Source organism: Enterococcus sp. AMC1252, assembly GCF_058216515.1.
In genome coordinates, this window is the sequence record NZ_CM177097.1 from 1,979,189 (window position 1) to 1,996,106 (window position 16,918).

Below are 16,918 nucleotides of genomic sequence, written 5' to 3' on the forward strand. Positions count from 1 at the left end.
GTTTAGGAAAGCTCTTTTTTTTTGAGAGCTTTTAGAGTATTATTGTAATGATGTGGCCTTGAGCCCTATAATTCAAGTATAAGGAGTTTTTTCTTTGGCGAAAAAAGTAAACAATGAATACAATGACGCCTCCATCCAGGTTTTAGAAGGATTGGAAGCTGTAAGAAAAAGACCAGGAATGTATATCGGCTCCACAGACAGCCGCGGATTACATCATTTAGTCTATGAGATCGTCGACAACGCAGTTGATGAAGCGTTATCTGGTTATGGAAATGAAATCAGTGTAACGATTCAAAAAGATAATAGCATCAAAATTACCGACTCAGGACGTGGAATGCCTGTTGGAATGCATGCGTCTGGAATTCCGACTGTAGAAGTTATCTTTACGGTTCTTCATGCTGGCGGAAAATTTGGTCAAGGTGGTTATAAAACCTCAGGCGGACTGCATGGTGTAGGTGCCAGTGTCGTTAATGCCTTGTCTAGCTGGTTAGAAGTTAGAATCGTCCGTGATGGTGTAGAATATATGGAACGATTTGAAAATGGCGGAAAACCTGTCGGTACGCTTAAAAAAGTTGGGAAGACAAACAAAAAGAATGGAACATCTGTGATTTTTCTACCAGATGACACTATTTTTTCTACTATACATTTTTCATACGATACATTGGCAGAGCGTCTAAGAGAATCTGCGTTTTTATTAAAAGGTGTAAAAATCTCTCTAACAGATCTTAGAGGAGAAGAACCAAAGGAAGAAATCTTTCATTATGATGAGGGAATCAAAGAATTTGTGGCCTATCTTAATGAAGAAAAGGACACATTAACACCCGTTGTTTATTTTTCAGGTGAGAAAGACGGAATCGAAGTCGAGCTGTCTTATCAATATAATGACGGCTATTCTGAAAATGTTCTTTCATTTGTAAATAACGTCCGCACAAAAGATGGTGGTACTCATGAAGTAGGAATGAAATCTTCTATGACAAAAGCTTACAATGAGTATGCAAGAAAAGTCGGTTTGCTAAAAGAAAAAGACAAAAATCTCGAAGGTAGTGACTTCCGTGAAGGATTAGCAGCAGTTTTATCGATTCGTGTTCCAGAAAACTTACTACAATTTGAGGGGCAAACCAAAGAAAAACTTGGAACTCCAATGGCTCGAAACGCAGTGGATAACGTAGTCGGAGAACAAATGGGCTTTTACCTACAAGAAAATAGTGAAATGAGTCAACAATTGATTCGTAAAGCAATCAAAGCCCGCGAAGCTCGTGAAGCAGCCCGAAAGGCTCGTGAAGAAAGTCGTAATGGAAAAAAACGAAAAAAAGGGGAATCTCTTTTATCTGGTAAGCTGACACCAGCACAATCACGTAATCCTAAGAGAAATGAATTATATCTAGTCGAAGGAGATTCTGCCGGCGGTTCAGCAAAACAAGGACGAGACAGAAAATTCCAAGCAATTTTACCTTTACGAGGGAAAGTTTTAAATACTGAAAAAGCAAAAATGCAGGATATTCTAAAAAACGAAGAAATCAACACAATGATCTATACTATCGGTGCAGGTGTAGGACCAGAATTTTCAATTGAAGACTGTAATTACGATAAAGTCATTATCATGACCGATGCGGATACCGATGGTGCCCACATCCAAGTCTTATTATTAACATTCTTTTATCGCTACATGAAACCACTGATCGAAGCAGGCAAAATCTATATTGCTTTACCACCCCTTTATAAAGTATCAAAAGGAATCGGTAAAAAGGCAGTAACAGAATATGCTTGGACAGATGAAGAATTATCAAATGTAACAGAACAAGTTGGGAAAGGCTATATGCTCCAACGTTACAAAGGTCTAGGGGAAATGAACGCAGATCAGCTGTGGGAGACCACAATGGACCCTGAGACACGTACTTTGATCCGAGTAAGAATAGATGATGCAGCACAAGCAGAACGTCGTGTAACGACGTTGATGGGTGATAAAGTCGAACCGAGAAGGAAATGGATTGAACGCCATGTACAATTCACTTTAGAAGAAGATGGTAGTATCTTAGATAGAAAAGATGGCGAAACAGAGATTTCACCATCCATATCAAATGAAGTACTAGATGAAGAAAAAAAAGAAGAAACTGAACGTAAAAATGCAGAGATAGATGCAGCAGAAGAAATCAGTTTATTCGATTTAGAGTAGGGAGTGACGAATTTGGAAAAACGCCAAGATATTCAAGAATTAACGCTTGAAGAAGTAATGGGCGATCGTTTTGGGAGATATTCCAAATATATCATTCAAGAACGTGCCCTACCTGATATTCGTGATGGACTAAAACCTGTACAACGCAGAATTTTATTCTCCATGAACAAAGATGGAAATACTTTTGAAAAAAGTTTTAGAAAATCCGCAAAATCTGTCGGAAACATCATGGGTAATTACCACCCTCATGGGGACAGTAGTATTTATGAAGCAATGGTTCGTTTAAGCCAAGACTGGAAACTTCGGGAAGTCTTGATCGAAATGCATGGGAACAATGGTAGTATGGATGGCGACCCCCCAGCCGCAATGCGTTATACAGAAGCTCGTTTGTCTGAACTGAGTGGGGAACTTTTACGTGATATTGAAAAAGAGACGGTAGATTTTGTTTGGAACTTTGACGATACCGAAAAAGAACCAACTGTTTTACCAGCAAAATACCCTAATTTATTAGTGAATGGTTCCACTGGAATTTCAGCTGGTTATGCCACGGAAATTCCTACCCACAATTTAACAGAAATCATTGATGGTACAATTTACTTGATTGATCATCCAAACGCAACGTTAGATAAGCTGATGGAATTTATTCCAGGACCTGATTTTCCGACTGGCGGCATTTTACAAGGAAAAGAAGAAATCAAGAAAGCTTATGAAACTGGACGCGGCAAAGTGATTCTTCGATCTAAAACAAGAATTGAACCTTTAAAGGGCGGTAAACAACAAATCATTGTTACTGAAATTCCCTATGAAGTCAATAAGGCGACATTAGTCAAAAAAATGGATGAAGTCCGCTTAAATAAAAAAATTGACGGTATTGCAGAAGTTCGTGATGAAAGTGACCGAACTGGTTTACAAATTGCCATCGAACTCAAAAAAGATACAAATGCTGAAGGGATTTTAAACTATCTGTTCAAAAATACTGAATTGCAAATCAACTATAACTTCAACATGGTCGCAATTGACAATATGACACCGCAACAAGTTGGTCTAAAACGTATTTTAGATAGTTATATTGCTCACCGTAAACAAGTGATCACAAACCGCAGTCAATACGAATTGAATAAGGCAAAAAAACGTCAACACATCGTTGCAGGTTTGATCAAAGCGTTATCAATCTTAGATAAAGTAATCGAAACGATTCGCGGTAGTAAAGATAAAAAAGATGCTAAAATGAATTTAGTCAAAGCTTACGCCTTTACTGAAGAACAAGCTGAAGCAATCGTTACGTTGCAATTGTATCGTTTAACCAACACAGATATTACACAGCTTGAAAAAGAAGCAGAAGAGCTGAATCAGCTTGTTACAGAGCTAACGAAAATTCTAAGTGATGAAAAAGAATTATTCAACCTAATGAAAAAAGAATTACGCGAAGTAAAAAAACAATACGGCAATCCTCGTTTAACACAAATCGAAGATGAAATAGAAGAAATCAAGATCGACACTAAAGTTTTGATTGCTCAAGAGGATGTAGTTGTTACTGTTACACATGAAGGCTACATCAAACGCAGCAGTTTACGCTCATATAGTGCCTCTAAACCAGAAGAGGTTGGGATGAAAGATGGAGACTTCTTACTTTATACTGGCGAAGTCAATACGCTGGATCATATTTTACTGATTACAAATAAAGCCAATGTAATCTACCGACCAGTCCATGAGCTTCCAGATCTGAGATGGAAGGAAATAGGTGAACATATTTCGCAAGCTATTTTAAACCTATCGATCGACGAGTCAATCATTGCTGTTTATACCTATAAAGAGTTATCCCCGACCAAAACATTTGTCTTCATGACTAAAGAAGGCATGGTCAAACAAAGTAAAATGACTGATTTCGAACCTTGGAGAACATATAAAACTCGTCCGACAAATTGCATGAAACTGAAATCTGAAACTGATGAAATCGTAAATGTCTATTTAACGAATGAACAAAAGATTTTGGATGTCTTCCTAGTTAGTCATCGTGGATTTGGCTTACGTTATCCATTAGAAGAAGTCCCCGTTGTAGGAGCTAAAGCTGCGGGCGTTAAAGCCATGAATTTAAAAGAAAACGATTATGTGGTAAATGGTTTACTCGTTCATGAAGCTGGAGACACTCCAATCGTAGTCTTGACCCAACGAGGCAGTATCAAACGTATGTTAGCACAAGAATTACCTCAACTCGGAAGAGCAAAACGAGGCTTGATGGTTCTTAGAGAGTTGAAAAAGAATCCTCATCGAGTAACCTTTATGTCAGAAAGCAGTGCATTAGAATTGCTTGTTACCACGCAAAATGGGCAGCAGTACACGATTGATTCTGAAAAGTATCCAATAAACGACCGAACGTCTAACGGATCGTTTATGTTAGATGAGAAACAAGATGGCGAAATTTTAGAAGTCCACGAAATGCATACGGCAGTATTAGAGCAAAAATCAGAAGAAAACCCTAAATAAATGATTTTCTGTTCTATAGAATTAGAAAAAGAGAGTATCTGTACTAGTACAGATACTCTCTTTTTTATAACAGATTTCTTACTTTGTTCATTTTGTTCAAATTAGTTCGTTAAAAAAATCACAAAAAACAAATCCTTATATACAAGCATTTGTTTAAGTATTTATGTTCAAAATTACTATTTTGTTCAAATTTTATTAAGTAAAGGCTTGCATAAAAACGATGTTGTGTTATACTAATCACATAAAGCTGTTACAGTAGATTTCAGCATACTAAGGAGGCCCACAATGGAGCAATGGAAAGGCTTTAAAGGCGACAAATGGAAAACATCAGTAGACACACGTGACTTTATTCAAAGAAACTACACTGAATACACAGGTGATGATTCTTTCCTAGAACCAATCGCGCCAAGCACAGACAAATTATGGACAAAATTACAGGAATTATTTGAAGTACAACATGAAAAAAATGGTGTATACGATATGGACACAAATATTCCTGCAACAGTAACTTCTCATGAACCAGGGTATTTGATTAAAGAAGAAGAAACAATCGTTGGTTTACAAACAGACGTACCATTGAAACAAGCATTTATGCCATTTGGCGGTATCAACATGGCTAATAATTCTTTAACATCAAATGGTTATGAAGTTGATGCTGAGATGTCTAAAATTTTCACAGAGTGGAGAAAAACACATAACCAAGGTGTTTTCGATGCTTACACACCAGAAATGAGATCAGCACGTAAAAATAAAATCATTACAGGTCTTCCAGATGCTTATGGTCGTGGACGTATCATCGGTGATTATCGTCGTATTGCATTGTATGGTATGGACTTTTTAATCTCTGAAAAGAAAAAAGACCTTAGCAACACAGGTAACAAAGTCATGACAGACGATGTTATCCGTTTAAGAGAAGAAATCTCTGAACAAATCAGAGCAATGGCTGATCTAAAAGAAATGGCTTCAACTTACGGTTTTGATATTTCTAAACCCGCTGAAAACGCAAAAGAAGCAATCCAATGGTTATACTTTGGTTACCTAGGTGCTATTAAATCACAAAATGGGGCAGCTATGTCTATCGGACGTATCTCTGCATTCTTAGATATCTATATCCAACGCGATTTAGAAGCTGGATTGATCACTGAATTTGAAGCACAAGAAATGATCGATCACTTAATCATGAAATTACGTATGGTTAAATTTGCTCGTACACCAGAATACAATCAATTATTCTCTGGTTACCCAATCTGGGCAACATTATCAATCGCTGGTATGGGCTTAGACGGACGTTCATTAGTAACTAAGAGTGATTTCCGTATCTTACACACACTTACTAACATGGGACCATCTCCTGAACCTAACTTAACTGTGTTATATTCTTCACATTTACCAGTTGGATTTAGAACATTTGCATCTAAAATTGCAAAACAAAGTTCTTCTATCCAATTTGAAAATGATGATTTATTACGCGCTAACTGGGGATCAGATGACTGTGCAATTGCCTGTTGTGTATCTGCAACAGTTATGGGTAAAGATATGCAATTCTTTGGTGCTCGTGCGAACTTAGCAAAAGCTGTACTTTATGCAATCAATGGTGGGGTAGACGAAAAAACAAAAATGCAAGTTGCTCCTAAATTCCGTCCTATGACTGGTGATACTTTAGACTACAACGAATTTATCGACCGTTATAAAGACATTATGGACTGGTTAGCTGAATTATATGTAAATACTTTAAATGTAATCCATTATATGCACGATAAATATTCTTATGAAGCAGCTCAATTAGCGTTCATGGAAAGTAACTTGAATCGTACATTCGCAACAGGGATTGCAGGGATTTCACATGCTGCTGACTCAGTGATGGCAATCAAACACGGTAATGTTCAAGTAATCCGTGATGAAGATGGTTTAGCAATTGATTATGTTCCTCAAAATGAGTTCCCAACTTATGGTAACGATAATGAAGAAGCAGATGCTATGGCTAACTGGATTCTTGAGTACTTCATGACGCAAATAAGACGTCAACATACGTACCGTAATGCGAAACCAACAACTTCATTGTTAACAATCACGTCAAATGTTGTTTACGGTAAAGCAACTGGTAATACACCAGACGGACGTCGTGCAGGTAAACCATTAGCACCAGGAGCGAACCCAAGTTACCAAGATGGTAAATTCTTAGGTGAGAAAAATGGTCTTTTAGCTTCACTTAACTCAACTGCTAGATTAGAATATACAAGTGCGTTAGATGGTATTTCTAACACACAAACAATCAACCCTAATGGTTTAGGTAAAGATGACGACACAAGAATCGATAACCTACGTAACGTAATGGACGGCTACTTTGATAAAGGTGGTTACCACTTGAACGTTAACGTGTTCACAAATGAATTATTATTAGATGCACAAGCGCATCCAGAAAAATACCCTAACTTAACAATCCGTGTATCTGGGTATGCTGTGAAATTCCGTGATTTAACACCTGAGCAACAAGCTGATGTTATCTCAAGAACTTCTCACGACAGACTATAATAAACAAACAACTGAAGGGTTGACCTCGTGTCAGCCCTTTTTTTAAAAGAAATGGGGAACAAAAAAATGACAACTCCTGTTATCGGTAGAATCCACTCTACAGAGAATTTTGGGACTGTTGATGGTCCTGGTGTTCGATTCATCGTATTTACGCAAGGTTGCCGCATGCGCTGCCAATTTTGTCATAACCCAGATACGTGGAAAATCGGTTCTGGTGGACGCGAGGTCACAACTGACGAAGTTTTAGAGGAAGCCATTAAATATCGTTCATATTGGGGCGAAAAAGGCGGAATCACCGTCAGCGGAGGTGAACCTTTACTACAATTAGAGTTTTTAACTGACTTATTTAAAAAAGCCAAAGAAAAAGGAATACATACAACTATAGATACATGTGGTAAACCATTCACAAGAGAAGAACCATTTTTTAGTCAATTTCAAGAACTGATGAACTATACTGATCTATTGTTATTCGATATCAAACACATTGATAACGAACAGCATAAATTACTAACTTCATTAGGGAATGAAAATATTTTAGAAATGGCTCAATATCTTTCTGAAATCGGTAAACCAGTTTGGATTCGTCATGTTTTAGTTCCAGAACGCAGTGATTACGATGACTATTTAATTCGCTTAGATACCTTTATTAAAACATTGAAAAATGTTGATAAAGTAGAAGTATTACCGTATCATACAATGGGTAAATATAAATGGGACGAATTAGGGCTAGAATATCCACTTAATGGCATCGAGCCTCCTAAAGAAGACCGGGTAGAAAATGCTAAAAAGTTGCTTCATGTCAATGACTATCAAAGGTATGCGACAAGATAGTTTATAAAAATAGAAAAGAGCGGCAATTATTGTTGTTTCTTTTCTATTTTTTGTTATTATTAGTAATGAAGAAAAAAGAAGGAGTGAACTATTTTTATGTCAAAAATTCTTGTTTTTGGACACCAAAATCCCGATACAGACGCAATCGGAGCAGCAATCAGCTTTGCATACTTACAAAAAGAACTTGGTAAAGATACAGAAGCAGTAGCATTAGGTAAACCAAGTGAGGAAACACAATATGCACTTGATTACTTTAATGTTGATGCACCAAGAATTGTAGAAAGTGCTGCCGAAGAAACAAAACAAGTAATGTTAGTTGATCACAATGAATTTCAACAAAGCATTTCCGATATTGCAGATCTAAATATTCTTGCAGTAGTCGATCACCATCGTATTGCAAATTTTGAAACAGCCGATCCTTTGTATTACCGTGCAGAACCCGTTGGGTGTACGAGTACGATTGTCTTAAAGATGTTTAAAGAAAATAATATCACTATTCCTAAGCAAGTTGCTGGAATGATGGTCTCAGCGATTATTTCAGATACACTATTATTTAAATCACCAACATGTACACAAGAAGATATCACTGCAGCGAATGAACTAGCTGATATCGCAGAAATCAACTTAGATGGCTACGGTCTGGACATGCTAAAAGCTGGTACAAATTTGAGTGATAAATCTGCTGAAACATTATTAGACTTAGACGCTAAAAGCTTCCCAATGGGAGATAAAAACGTCCGTATCGCTCAGGTCAATACAGTTGATCTAAATGAAGTACTAGACCGCCAAACAGAACTAGAAGCTGCGATGAACAATGCAAATTCAGCAAATAATTATGATTTATTTGTATTGATCATTACGAATATTTTAAATAGCGATTCTGAACTATTAGTGATTGGTGATTCATTAGACAAAGTAGAAACGGCGTTTAAGGTTAAGCTAAATAATAACCGTGCATTTTTAAACGGAGTTGTTTCCCGTAAAAAACAAGTTGTTCCTCAATTAACTGAAGCATTTATCTGATTTAGCAACTTAATAAACTACAGGTGGCGGTTTTATTACTCCAACTGTAGTTTTTATTTTAGAAAGAGTGATTCCACCATGGAAAATGTAACCTATTATTTTACATCAAATAAAAATGAAGAAGAGTTAAAAAAAATCATCTCTGACCCATTGTTCAATAGGATTGTGGAGTATCTTTCTGAACGCAAAGAACAAGAGGTGATTTTACGACAAATAAAAGCAGCTATTTTAACTGAGGCTAATTTGGAGTTATTTTTAGATAAATTGATTAAATATGATCTTCTCGAAAGAAAAAATAGAAGATATTCTTTATCATTTCCCATTTTTTCTAATAAAAACCCCTTTCAGATTCAGATTACAGACTCCATTACTCATTTATTAAAAGAAAATATCAAACTAGAGCAAACGAGTAATTCATTTGTATTTGGAGAATGGCTTTGGTCTTTGCTGTTTAAAGCAGAACAAGAAGACTATTTCTTTGGAGTTAAAGATCGTTCAACAATCTTTAACAGAGTGGAGGTGGGGAACGAGACCTTGCGTTTTGTTTCTGTTTATGCAGACAAGATGATCCCATTAGACTTAGCCAATTATTTTGATCTACTTTCCAAAAGACGGGAATTGCCAGAACACTTTGAACCGCTACAAAAAATAATTGGAGATGTGGATATTAATTATTTTATACCGCAAATTCAAAAAGTGATCCGATCCATCAAACGGAATAGTTTGAGAGAGGGCAAAGTAAATATTTTTCAAGAAGCGTTGCTAGTAACAAAAGATTTGATAAAAACTGACGAAAATCAATTTTTTTTGGCTACACCAATACTAGAAAATCATGTATCTTCTGATGTTTTAGAAAACCTTAGAGAAGAATTGATACTATTATGGCAAGGCATAGACGATAAAAATGAACAGGTCTTTTTTAAACAACAATTATTTAGCATTTTGTTTACACATTGTCTGCCAAAAAGTGATTCTCTTAGTTACTTCAAATATTAGGGGACTGTAAATTTATTATGTAAACTAGAGTACGTAAATAAATACTGCCATCTTCATTTTTTTATAAATCAAGAGGCAGTATTTATTTACGTATTTCTTTTACGCACTTTTTTCGTCCAAAATCCTCCGGAGATAAACTTAGGTTCATAGGAAATAATGAACGCTCTAGGTTCTTTTTCGTTAATCAATTTATATAAGCTACGTTCATTTTTACGTGGAGAAAGAATTTCTAGAATCATTCGTTCGCCTTCACGTCCGGCGCCAAAGCTTTGCGTCACACCATAACCATGATCTCTCAATATTTCAGGTAAATTCAGCTGCTCTGTAGAAGAGGGGAGGATGGCCGTTACCATAATATATCCTAGAGCTAGATAATCCTCAATTTTGATCCCTACACTGATTCCCACTGCGTAACCAAGAGCATAGACAATTAAATTTAGTGGATTATCTAAACGGTTTAACACCATACTTAGTCCTAATACATAAATGGTAATTTCGGCCATACTGACTAGAGGGGCAATTAAACGGTAACCTTTCATAGTAAGCATAAAGCGTATTGTGTTCAATGTAATATAAGAAAAATTGACCACAAAAATAGTAATAAGCATTTTGATATCCATTTTCAATAATTCCTCTTTTCAATTAAATATATCAGCATATTATAGTACAAGATTATGAGAATTGACATAGTGAAAATCAAAATATACGAATTTTCTATTTAAAAATTTTAAAAGACGTTATATGTTGGATGAATCTATTGTTTTTGTTATAATCAATATATTATGTATGTTAAGGGAGAAATGAAATCAGATGAGAATTTTTATCATCATACTTTTTGGATTATTGTTATTAAATACAACTGCAGCACTTATTACCGTTTTTAGGAAACCACGTAGCATTTCAAGCGTTTTAGCTTGGATCATGACGTTATTATTTTTACCAGGAATTGGGTTTATTATTTATCTGTTTTGCGGTAGAGGAATCAATGGGCAAAAGGTGTTTAATCTGACTGCTTATGATAAAGAAAAGATTACTGAAATCAAACGAATGGTTGACGAAGACAATCTAAAATCAGATGGAAAATTGGATATCAATTTATTAACTGACGCACGTGTATTGAACAAATATTTTAGAAATATGGATTCTTCACCATTAAGCAAACGAAACAGTCTAAAAATATATACAGATGGGAAAGAGAAATTCGATGCGCTGTTTGAAGATATTCGTCAGGCTAAAGAAACAGTTCACGTTGAATATTATTCTTTTTTTAACGATCATATTGGGAATCAATTTTTGGATTTACTAGGAGAAAAAGTCAAAGAAGGGGTGTCCGTTCATTTGATTTACGATCCTTGGGGTTCTCCAGGAGCAAACAAAAAGTTCTTTGCTCGATTTATTGCCCTGGGAGGGAAAGTAGCACCTTTTATTACCTCCAAAAATATGATCAGCAAAACTCGTCTAAACTATCACTTACATCGTAAAATAGTCGTTATTGATGGAAAAATAGGGTGGACTGGCGGATTCAACGTCGGAGATCAGTATTTAGGCGATAGCAAAAAATTTGGTTATTGGCGAGACACGCATATCCGTTTAGTTGGAACTTCTGTTTTCTCGCTTCAAGAAATTTTCATTATGGATTGGAACGCTTCAGTACAGCATGATTCACAAAAAATGGACTATTTAGAAAATTATTTCCAAATTTCTGAAGATAATGAACTTGGAGATTTAGCTCTACAGGTTGTTTCAGACGGACCAGATTCTGAAGAAGAAATCTTAAAAAGTGGGTTTATCAAAATGATTTTATCTGCTGAAAAATCTGTCTGGATCCAAACGCCATATTTAATTCCTGATGATAGTATGATAAATGCATTATTGATTGCTGTTCGATCTGGTATCGATGTTCGGATCATGATTCCTTGCATGCCAGACCATCCATTTATTTATCGCGCAACTCAGTATTATGCTAATTACTTGCATAAAAGAGGCGTCAAAATCTATATGTACCAGGATGGCTTCTTACATGCTAAAACAATGATTATTGATAATGAAATCTGCATGGTAGGCACAACAAATCAAGATATTAGGAGTTATGCATTGAATTTTGAAGTAAGTACTTTTATCTATGATACTCAAATCGCATGGAAACTAACGAAAATATTCGAAACTGATATGAATCAAAGTATTTTATTGACAGACGAAATCATTCGAAATCAATCACATTGGTTACGATTTAAACAAAACTTTTCAAGATTATTGTCACCGATATTATAGTATAAGAAAAAGCAGTGGACTCCTAAGAAAGTGAATTCATTGCTTTTTTTATATAGATGAAAAGAAACGAAACCATAGAGTTATTTACATTCTTTTTCTAGTTAACATAATATACATTATACAAAGTAGTTTTCGAATGCATATTATGACTCTCTTAATCAACGACAACTCTATAGCCTTTTCAGCTAAAAGACTTTTAAATAAACTTCACTTGAATTGATTGCCAAAAAGACTTTTTGCAAAAAAATCTAATGACTTCATCACATAAAAAGTCTTTTAGTTTGTTAATATCATTACGGAATCCAACAGATACCAAACGTTTATAATCTCCACGAACCCAGGTAATCTCAAAAGGCTTTTCATCTAAAATGTCTAGTGAAATACCCCTTTATATCGTCTAACATAAAATTCTCAATCAAATCCACCTTATGAATACTAGAACCTTTCTTTATAATATCTCTACATTTGATAAATGACCAATCTGGCAAAGAACCTCTAAATCTCGGATCATTGGCATAAACAATTCCATCTATACCACTCCAAATAGCTGCTGACGAACATAATGGACAAGGCTCAAATGTAGAATATAGCCAATAGCCCGTTGGTAACTTATCGGTTTTTAATAATCTACACGCCATTCTGATTGCATTCACTTCAGCATGGGCTGTTGGATCATGATCATCCAGAACGGTTGTTTGTCCAATAGCAATGATTTCCATTTCTGTATTTATAATTGCAGCATAAATGGAGTGTGTATTCCACTGTTGATCGATTAGTTCTGTCATGATTTTAGTACTTGGATGTTTCATCATCCTTAATCCCCTCCCTCCTCTTTTTATGAACTTATTGCCTTTCCGAGCTCAGCCAATTGGGAAAGGATCGGAAACAAAAGTTGGGTTTTCTCTGTTGTATAGTATTCTACATGTGGGGGAACAGTCTTTTTATCAATTCGTTTTATAAACCTATGCTCTGCTAAACTTTTTAGGCATCTGATTAAGGTTACATTTGTAACTTCAGGAATATTTCGTTTAAGTTGGTTAAATCGAATGCCTTCATTATTCAATATTTGCCATAATATCTCTAGTTTCCATTTTCCTCCTAAAACATTCATTATATTACTAATAGCACAACTATTTTCTTCGTTCATAATGTAAAACAACTCCTTTTTAATAAAAAAACTAGGTAACAAAAATGTTAGTACTAGTATCTTTGTATCTTCTACTATATTATCAATACATATCAAATAATTCAAAGAAAGAAGTGCAAACTATGACAACAACTTTTCGTAATTTACAAATAGGAATAACTCCTACAGACTTTGAAAAAAGCAAAACATTTTATCAAGACATTATTGAGTTACCGTTCATTGGGGTTTTGGAAACAAACGGTATCTCGTTGCATCGTTTCTCAATTGACCGTGCTATTTTGAAACTGTTAGAAGTTAATCTTGATGTAGAAGAACAAAATCCTTTAGGAGGACCGACCGCAGCTTCTGGTTTACGCTGGTTAACTGTAACTGTTAGTAATTTAGATAGTATATTTAAAAAAATTTTAAATGCTGATATTCCTGTCGTAGCTCCTATTTCCACAGATGAAAATGGAACCAGATTTGCTATAATCGAAGACCCTGATGGTATTTGGGTAGAGCTTTTGGATCGTTAAACCCAAAAACGAAAAACCGATTATTTAACTATTTCCAGTTAAATAATCGGTTTTTAATATTAAGTTATTGTTCGTTCTTCATTGCTGCTAATGCAGCTGTATTGATGATATTCCAAGGCTTATCAAATGATGGTTGGAAGAAGAAATCAGCATAGGCTAAATCTTCAATTGTCATTTTAGCTTTGATTGCTAATGAAATAGCATTGATATTTGCTGTTAAATCTGCTTTTGACATTAACTGTGCGCCTAAAATTTGGGTTGTTTCAGGATCATAAACAAGTTTAAACCATGCTTTTTGTTTATCAGGATTGAAATCCATTAAATAATCTTCAACCACTAAGGCTGCTTTAGTTTTTTTGTTTAATTTCTTAGCCATTTCTTCATTGATTCCTGTAGAAGCAAACTTATAATCGAAAACAGCTAAACCTGAAGAACCTTGAATCCCTGGAAATGGTTTTACAGGACCATTTAAATTTTTAACGGCGAATCGTCCTTGTTTTCTTGCATTCGTTGCTAAAGCAATATTAACTTCTGTTTCACCTGGATTGTACTTAATTAACGTTGCATCTCCAACTGCAAAAACATCAGGAGCGCTTGTCTGCATATATTCGTCTGTTTTAATTAGGCCATTGGGATGTAACGCTAAAGTATCTTTTAACCAACCAGTATTAGGACGAACACCAACAGCTACAACAACTAAATCCGCATCATATTCTGCTTTATCTGTTATAACTTTTTGAACATTCCCTTCACCTTTGTAGCTTTGAACAGTTTCGTTTGTTACAACGTTGATGTTGTTTGCTTCCATTTCTTCTGTCAAAATATCAGTGAATTCCTTATCTAAATATACGCCTAAAGGTCGATCTAGAATATCAATAACTGTTACTTTTTTACCAGCTTTAGCAAACGATTCTGCTGCCTCGATACCAATATATCCACTACCGATCACAACAACATTATTCACATTAGGATCTACTGTTTTTGCTTTTAATTTAATTGCCCATTTTCTACCGCGCATCAAATAGATATTTTCTAAATCTTTCCCTGGAACATTCAATTCAAATGGAACAGCTCCTGGACTGATGATTAGTTTATCATAACCTTCAACACGTTCTTTTCCAGAAAGCAAATCTTTGACCACAACCTGATGATTTTCAGTTTTAATCTCAGTGATCTCTGTATTTGAAAATACGCTAACTCCTCTACTTTCCATCTTTTCACCAGTCATATAACGAACGGAATTAACGTCTTTCACTTTTCCTTCCAAATAAAGTTGCATGCCACAAGATAAAAAAGAAATAAAATCGCCTTTTTCATACCATTGGATTTCCGCATCTGGATGTAAATTTAATAATTCCTCAACTGCTTCATAGCCTCCGTGCGATGAACCTAAAACAATAACTTTCATTTCATGTACCTCCAATATTCTTTATTATATAATAAAGAATATCACATAACCATACACAATAACAAGCTTTTTAGCTTGTTATTCTCATTTGTGATTTTTAATTGAGAATAACATCCTATTTATACTAATTATAATCATTACAAAATGTCGATGTATCTACCATTAGATACATCGATTCTCATTAAGTTTCAATTTAACTAATGTCGAATGACGCCCGTTAGTTTACATAATAAAATTATATTAAACAGACTCTTTGTTTCACAAAAATAAATAGCCAACTATTGATAGTTGGCTATTCTAGATACTTTATTTAAAAATAGTTACTTCTTTTTTCACTTCAACTGTAATTTTCCCATTTTTGATAACATAATTTCTTTCTGGGATATCAATGATTGCATCAGCTTTTACCTTAGTATCTAATAAAACTAAATCAGCTTTATTCCCAATTTGAAGACCATAGTTTTCTAGCCCTAATGCTTTTGCTGGATTCTCAGTGATCATTGGCAATACAGTTGGTAAATCATCCGCTCCACCTAAATGCGCCACTGGGATTGCTAACATCGCAATTTGCATTAGATCGCCATTTCCATATGGTGTAAATGCATTACGAATGTTATTCGTAGCTAAACAAACATTGACACCTGAATCACGAAGCTTTCTAATTGGCGTTACTGCTCTTCTTACGTTGTACAAGTCATTTCTGGCACCTAGATGTAAATCTGTTGCTGGCAAAGCCATAACATTGATCTGCGCCTCAGACATTAATGTTAAAATTTCAGATAGTCGATTAGGTTCTAGAGCATGAATAGCTGTTAAATGTCCCACAGATACTCTCCCTTGATAGCCTTCTGAGATTGTCTTTTTACATAAATATTCTATTGAAATGTCCGTTGCTTCATCACTGAAATCTTGATGTAAATCAATATCTTTATCATACTTTTTAGCAATTTCAAAAACTAAATCAATGTGTTTATCAGCTGGTGCATCATTATAAGGAATTCCTCCAACAACATCTGCTCCCATTTCCATTGCCTCATACATCATTTTTTCAGTACCAGGCGCCTTAAATATTCCTTCTTGCGGAAATGCAACAATTTGCATATCAATTAAATCTCGATATTCCTCTTTTAATTTCATGATTGTTTTAAAACCAGAAAAACCTTGCGCAGGATCAAATTCTGCATGAGTTCTAACTGCTGTGACACCATGAGAGATGATCATCTCCAACGCTCTTTTGGCTCTTTGATAAATATCTTCTTCAGTAAATGTCGGTTTTAATTCAGCCGTAACACTTATCGCTTCTTGCAACGTACCTGATTTATTTGGTTTTCTATCAGCAATCAACGCTTTGTCTAAGTGGATATGACTTTCTACTAGACCAGGGATCAGAACACGTCCTTGAGCTTCAATTACAGTAACCGCATTCTCAGTAATATTTTCTGAAATAGCTACGATTTTTCCATCTTTAATACCCACATCCTGTAATTCTTCACCATCACTCAATCTTGCTTGTTTAATTAAAATATCCATTAATAACA

Annotated in this window: 13 protein-coding genes; 8 read left to right on the forward strand and 5 right to left on the reverse strand. The window is 35.1% G+C overall.

Annotated elements, in window-relative coordinates:
* Positions 1–94 precede the first annotated feature (94 nt).
* The 6 genes from parE to AC4BB5_RS09355 all read left to right on the forward strand — a co-directional run bounded on the left by parE (position 95) and on the right by AC4BB5_RS09355 (position 10,039).
* Positions 95–2,173, forward strand: a complete 2,079-nt coding sequence (gene parE / locus AC4BB5_RS09330; protein ID WP_490455884.1) for a DNA topoisomerase IV subunit B — start codon at positions 95–97, stop codon at positions 2,171–2,173.
* Between the two features lie 12 nt (positions 2,174–2,185).
* Positions 2,186–4,657, forward strand: a complete 2,472-nt coding sequence (gene parC, locus AC4BB5_RS09335; protein WP_490455885.1) for a DNA topoisomerase IV subunit A — start codon at positions 2,186–2,188, stop codon at positions 4,655–4,657.
* Between the two features lie 285 nt (positions 4,658–4,942).
* Positions 4,943–7,189, forward strand: a complete 2,247-nt coding sequence (gene pflB / locus AC4BB5_RS09340) for a formate C-acetyltransferase (protein ID WP_490455886.1) — start codon at positions 4,943–4,945, stop codon at positions 7,187–7,189.
* 66 nt (positions 7,190–7,255) lie between these two features.
* The gene (gene pflA, locus AC4BB5_RS09345) at positions 7,256–8,020 is read left to right on the forward strand and encodes a pyruvate formate-lyase-activating protein (protein ID WP_490455887.1); all 765 of its coding nucleotides are present in this window, start codon (positions 7,256–7,258) and stop codon (positions 8,018–8,020) included.
* Between the two features lie 96 nt (positions 8,021–8,116).
* Positions 8,117–9,043, forward strand: coding sequence for a manganese-dependent inorganic pyrophosphatase (locus tag AC4BB5_RS09350; RefSeq protein ID WP_490455888.1), 927 nt, complete (start codon positions 8,117–8,119; stop codon positions 9,041–9,043).
* A 78-nt stretch (positions 9,044–9,121) separates the two neighbouring features.
* Positions 9,122–10,039 (forward strand): DUF1803 domain-containing protein, encoded by a 918-nt coding sequence (locus AC4BB5_RS09355; RefSeq protein ID WP_490455889.1) that lies wholly within the window; start codon positions 9,122–9,124, stop codon positions 10,037–10,039.
* Positions 10,040–10,125: 86 nt separating this feature from the next.
* Here AC4BB5_RS09355 and AC4BB5_RS09360 read toward each other — a convergent pair whose 3' ends face one another.
* On the reverse strand, positions 10,126–10,665 hold the full coding sequence (locus AC4BB5_RS09360; RefSeq protein ID WP_490455890.1) for a DUF2179 domain-containing protein: 540 nt from the start codon (positions 10,663–10,665) through the stop codon (positions 10,126–10,128).
* Positions 10,666–10,849: 184 nt separating this feature from the next.
* Between AC4BB5_RS09360 and cls the strand changes: the two genes are divergently transcribed.
* Entirely contained in the window at positions 10,850–12,310 is a 1,461-nt protein-coding gene (gene cls / locus AC4BB5_RS09365; RefSeq protein WP_490455891.1) for a cardiolipin synthase, read from the forward strand.
* Positions 12,311–12,669: 359 nt separating this feature from the next.
* Here the strand turns inward: cls and AC4BB5_RS09370 are convergent, their stop codons facing one another.
* Positions 12,670–13,122: a nucleoside deaminase gene (locus tag AC4BB5_RS09370; RefSeq protein WP_490455892.1), complete on the reverse strand. Its 453-nt coding sequence runs from the start codon at positions 13,120–13,122 to the stop codon at positions 12,670–12,672.
* A gap of 23 nt (positions 13,123–13,145) precedes the next feature.
* A complete protein-coding gene (locus tag AC4BB5_RS09375) occupies positions 13,146–13,457 on the reverse strand; it encodes a winged helix-turn-helix transcriptional regulator (RefSeq protein WP_490455893.1) in 312 nt (103 codons plus the stop codon).
* A gap of 122 nt (positions 13,458–13,579) precedes the next feature.
* On the opposite strand from AC4BB5_RS09375, the gene AC4BB5_RS09380 reads away from it, so the two are divergent.
* Positions 13,580–13,972: a VOC family protein gene (locus tag AC4BB5_RS09380; protein ID WP_490455894.1), complete on the forward strand. Its 393-nt coding sequence runs from the start codon at positions 13,580–13,582 to the stop codon at positions 13,970–13,972.
* A gap of 64 nt (positions 13,973–14,036) precedes the next feature.
* On the opposite strand, the gene AC4BB5_RS09385 is transcribed toward AC4BB5_RS09380, so the two are convergent.
* Together AC4BB5_RS09385 and AC4BB5_RS09390 are read right to left on the reverse strand one after the other, a co-directional pair.
* Entirely contained in the window at positions 14,037–15,380 is a 1,344-nt protein-coding gene (locus AC4BB5_RS09385; RefSeq protein WP_490455895.1) for an FAD-dependent oxidoreductase, read from the reverse strand.
* Between the two features lie 306 nt (positions 15,381–15,686).
* Positions 15,687–16,910, reverse strand: a complete 1,224-nt coding sequence (locus AC4BB5_RS09390; protein WP_490455896.1) for an amidohydrolase family protein — start codon at positions 16,908–16,910, stop codon at positions 15,687–15,689.
* Positions 16,911–16,918 lie beyond the last annotated feature (8 nt).

Excerpts from the sequence above, each read along its gene's own strand:
- AC4BB5_RS09350 (WP_490455888.1), top strand. The coding sequence starts at position 8,117 with ATGTCAAAAATTCTTGTTTTTGGACACCAAAATCCCGATACAGACGCA.
- AC4BB5_RS09385 (WP_490455895.1), bottom strand. The coding sequence starts at position 15,380 with ATGAAAGTTATTGTTTTAGGTTCATCGCACGGAGGCTATGAAGCAGTT.
- AC4BB5_RS09390 (WP_490455896.1), bottom strand. The coding sequence starts at position 16,910 with ATGGATATTTTAATTAAACAAGCAAGATTGAGTGATGGTGAAGAATTA.
- AC4BB5_RS09355 (WP_490455889.1), top strand. The coding sequence starts at position 9,122 with ATGGAAAATGTAACCTATTATTTTACATCAAATAAAAATGAAGAAGAG.
- AC4BB5_RS09375 (WP_490455893.1), bottom strand. The coding sequence starts at position 13,457 with ATGAACGAAGAAAATAGTTGTGCTATTAGTAATATAATGAATGTTTTA.
- cls (WP_490455891.1), top strand. The coding sequence starts at position 10,850 with ATGAGAATTTTTATCATCATACTTTTTGGATTATTGTTATTAAATACA.
- AC4BB5_RS09370 (WP_490455892.1), bottom strand. The coding sequence starts at position 13,122 with ATGATGAAACATCCAAGTACTAAAATCATGACAGAACTAATCGATCAA.
- pflA (WP_490455887.1), top strand. The coding sequence starts at position 7,256 with ATGACAACTCCTGTTATCGGTAGAATCCACTCTACAGAGAATTTTGGG.
- pflB (WP_490455886.1), top strand. The coding sequence starts at position 4,943 with ATGGAGCAATGGAAAGGCTTTAAAGGCGACAAATGGAAAACATCAGTA.
- AC4BB5_RS09380 (WP_490455894.1), top strand. The coding sequence starts at position 13,580 with ATGACAACAACTTTTCGTAATTTACAAATAGGAATAACTCCTACAGAC.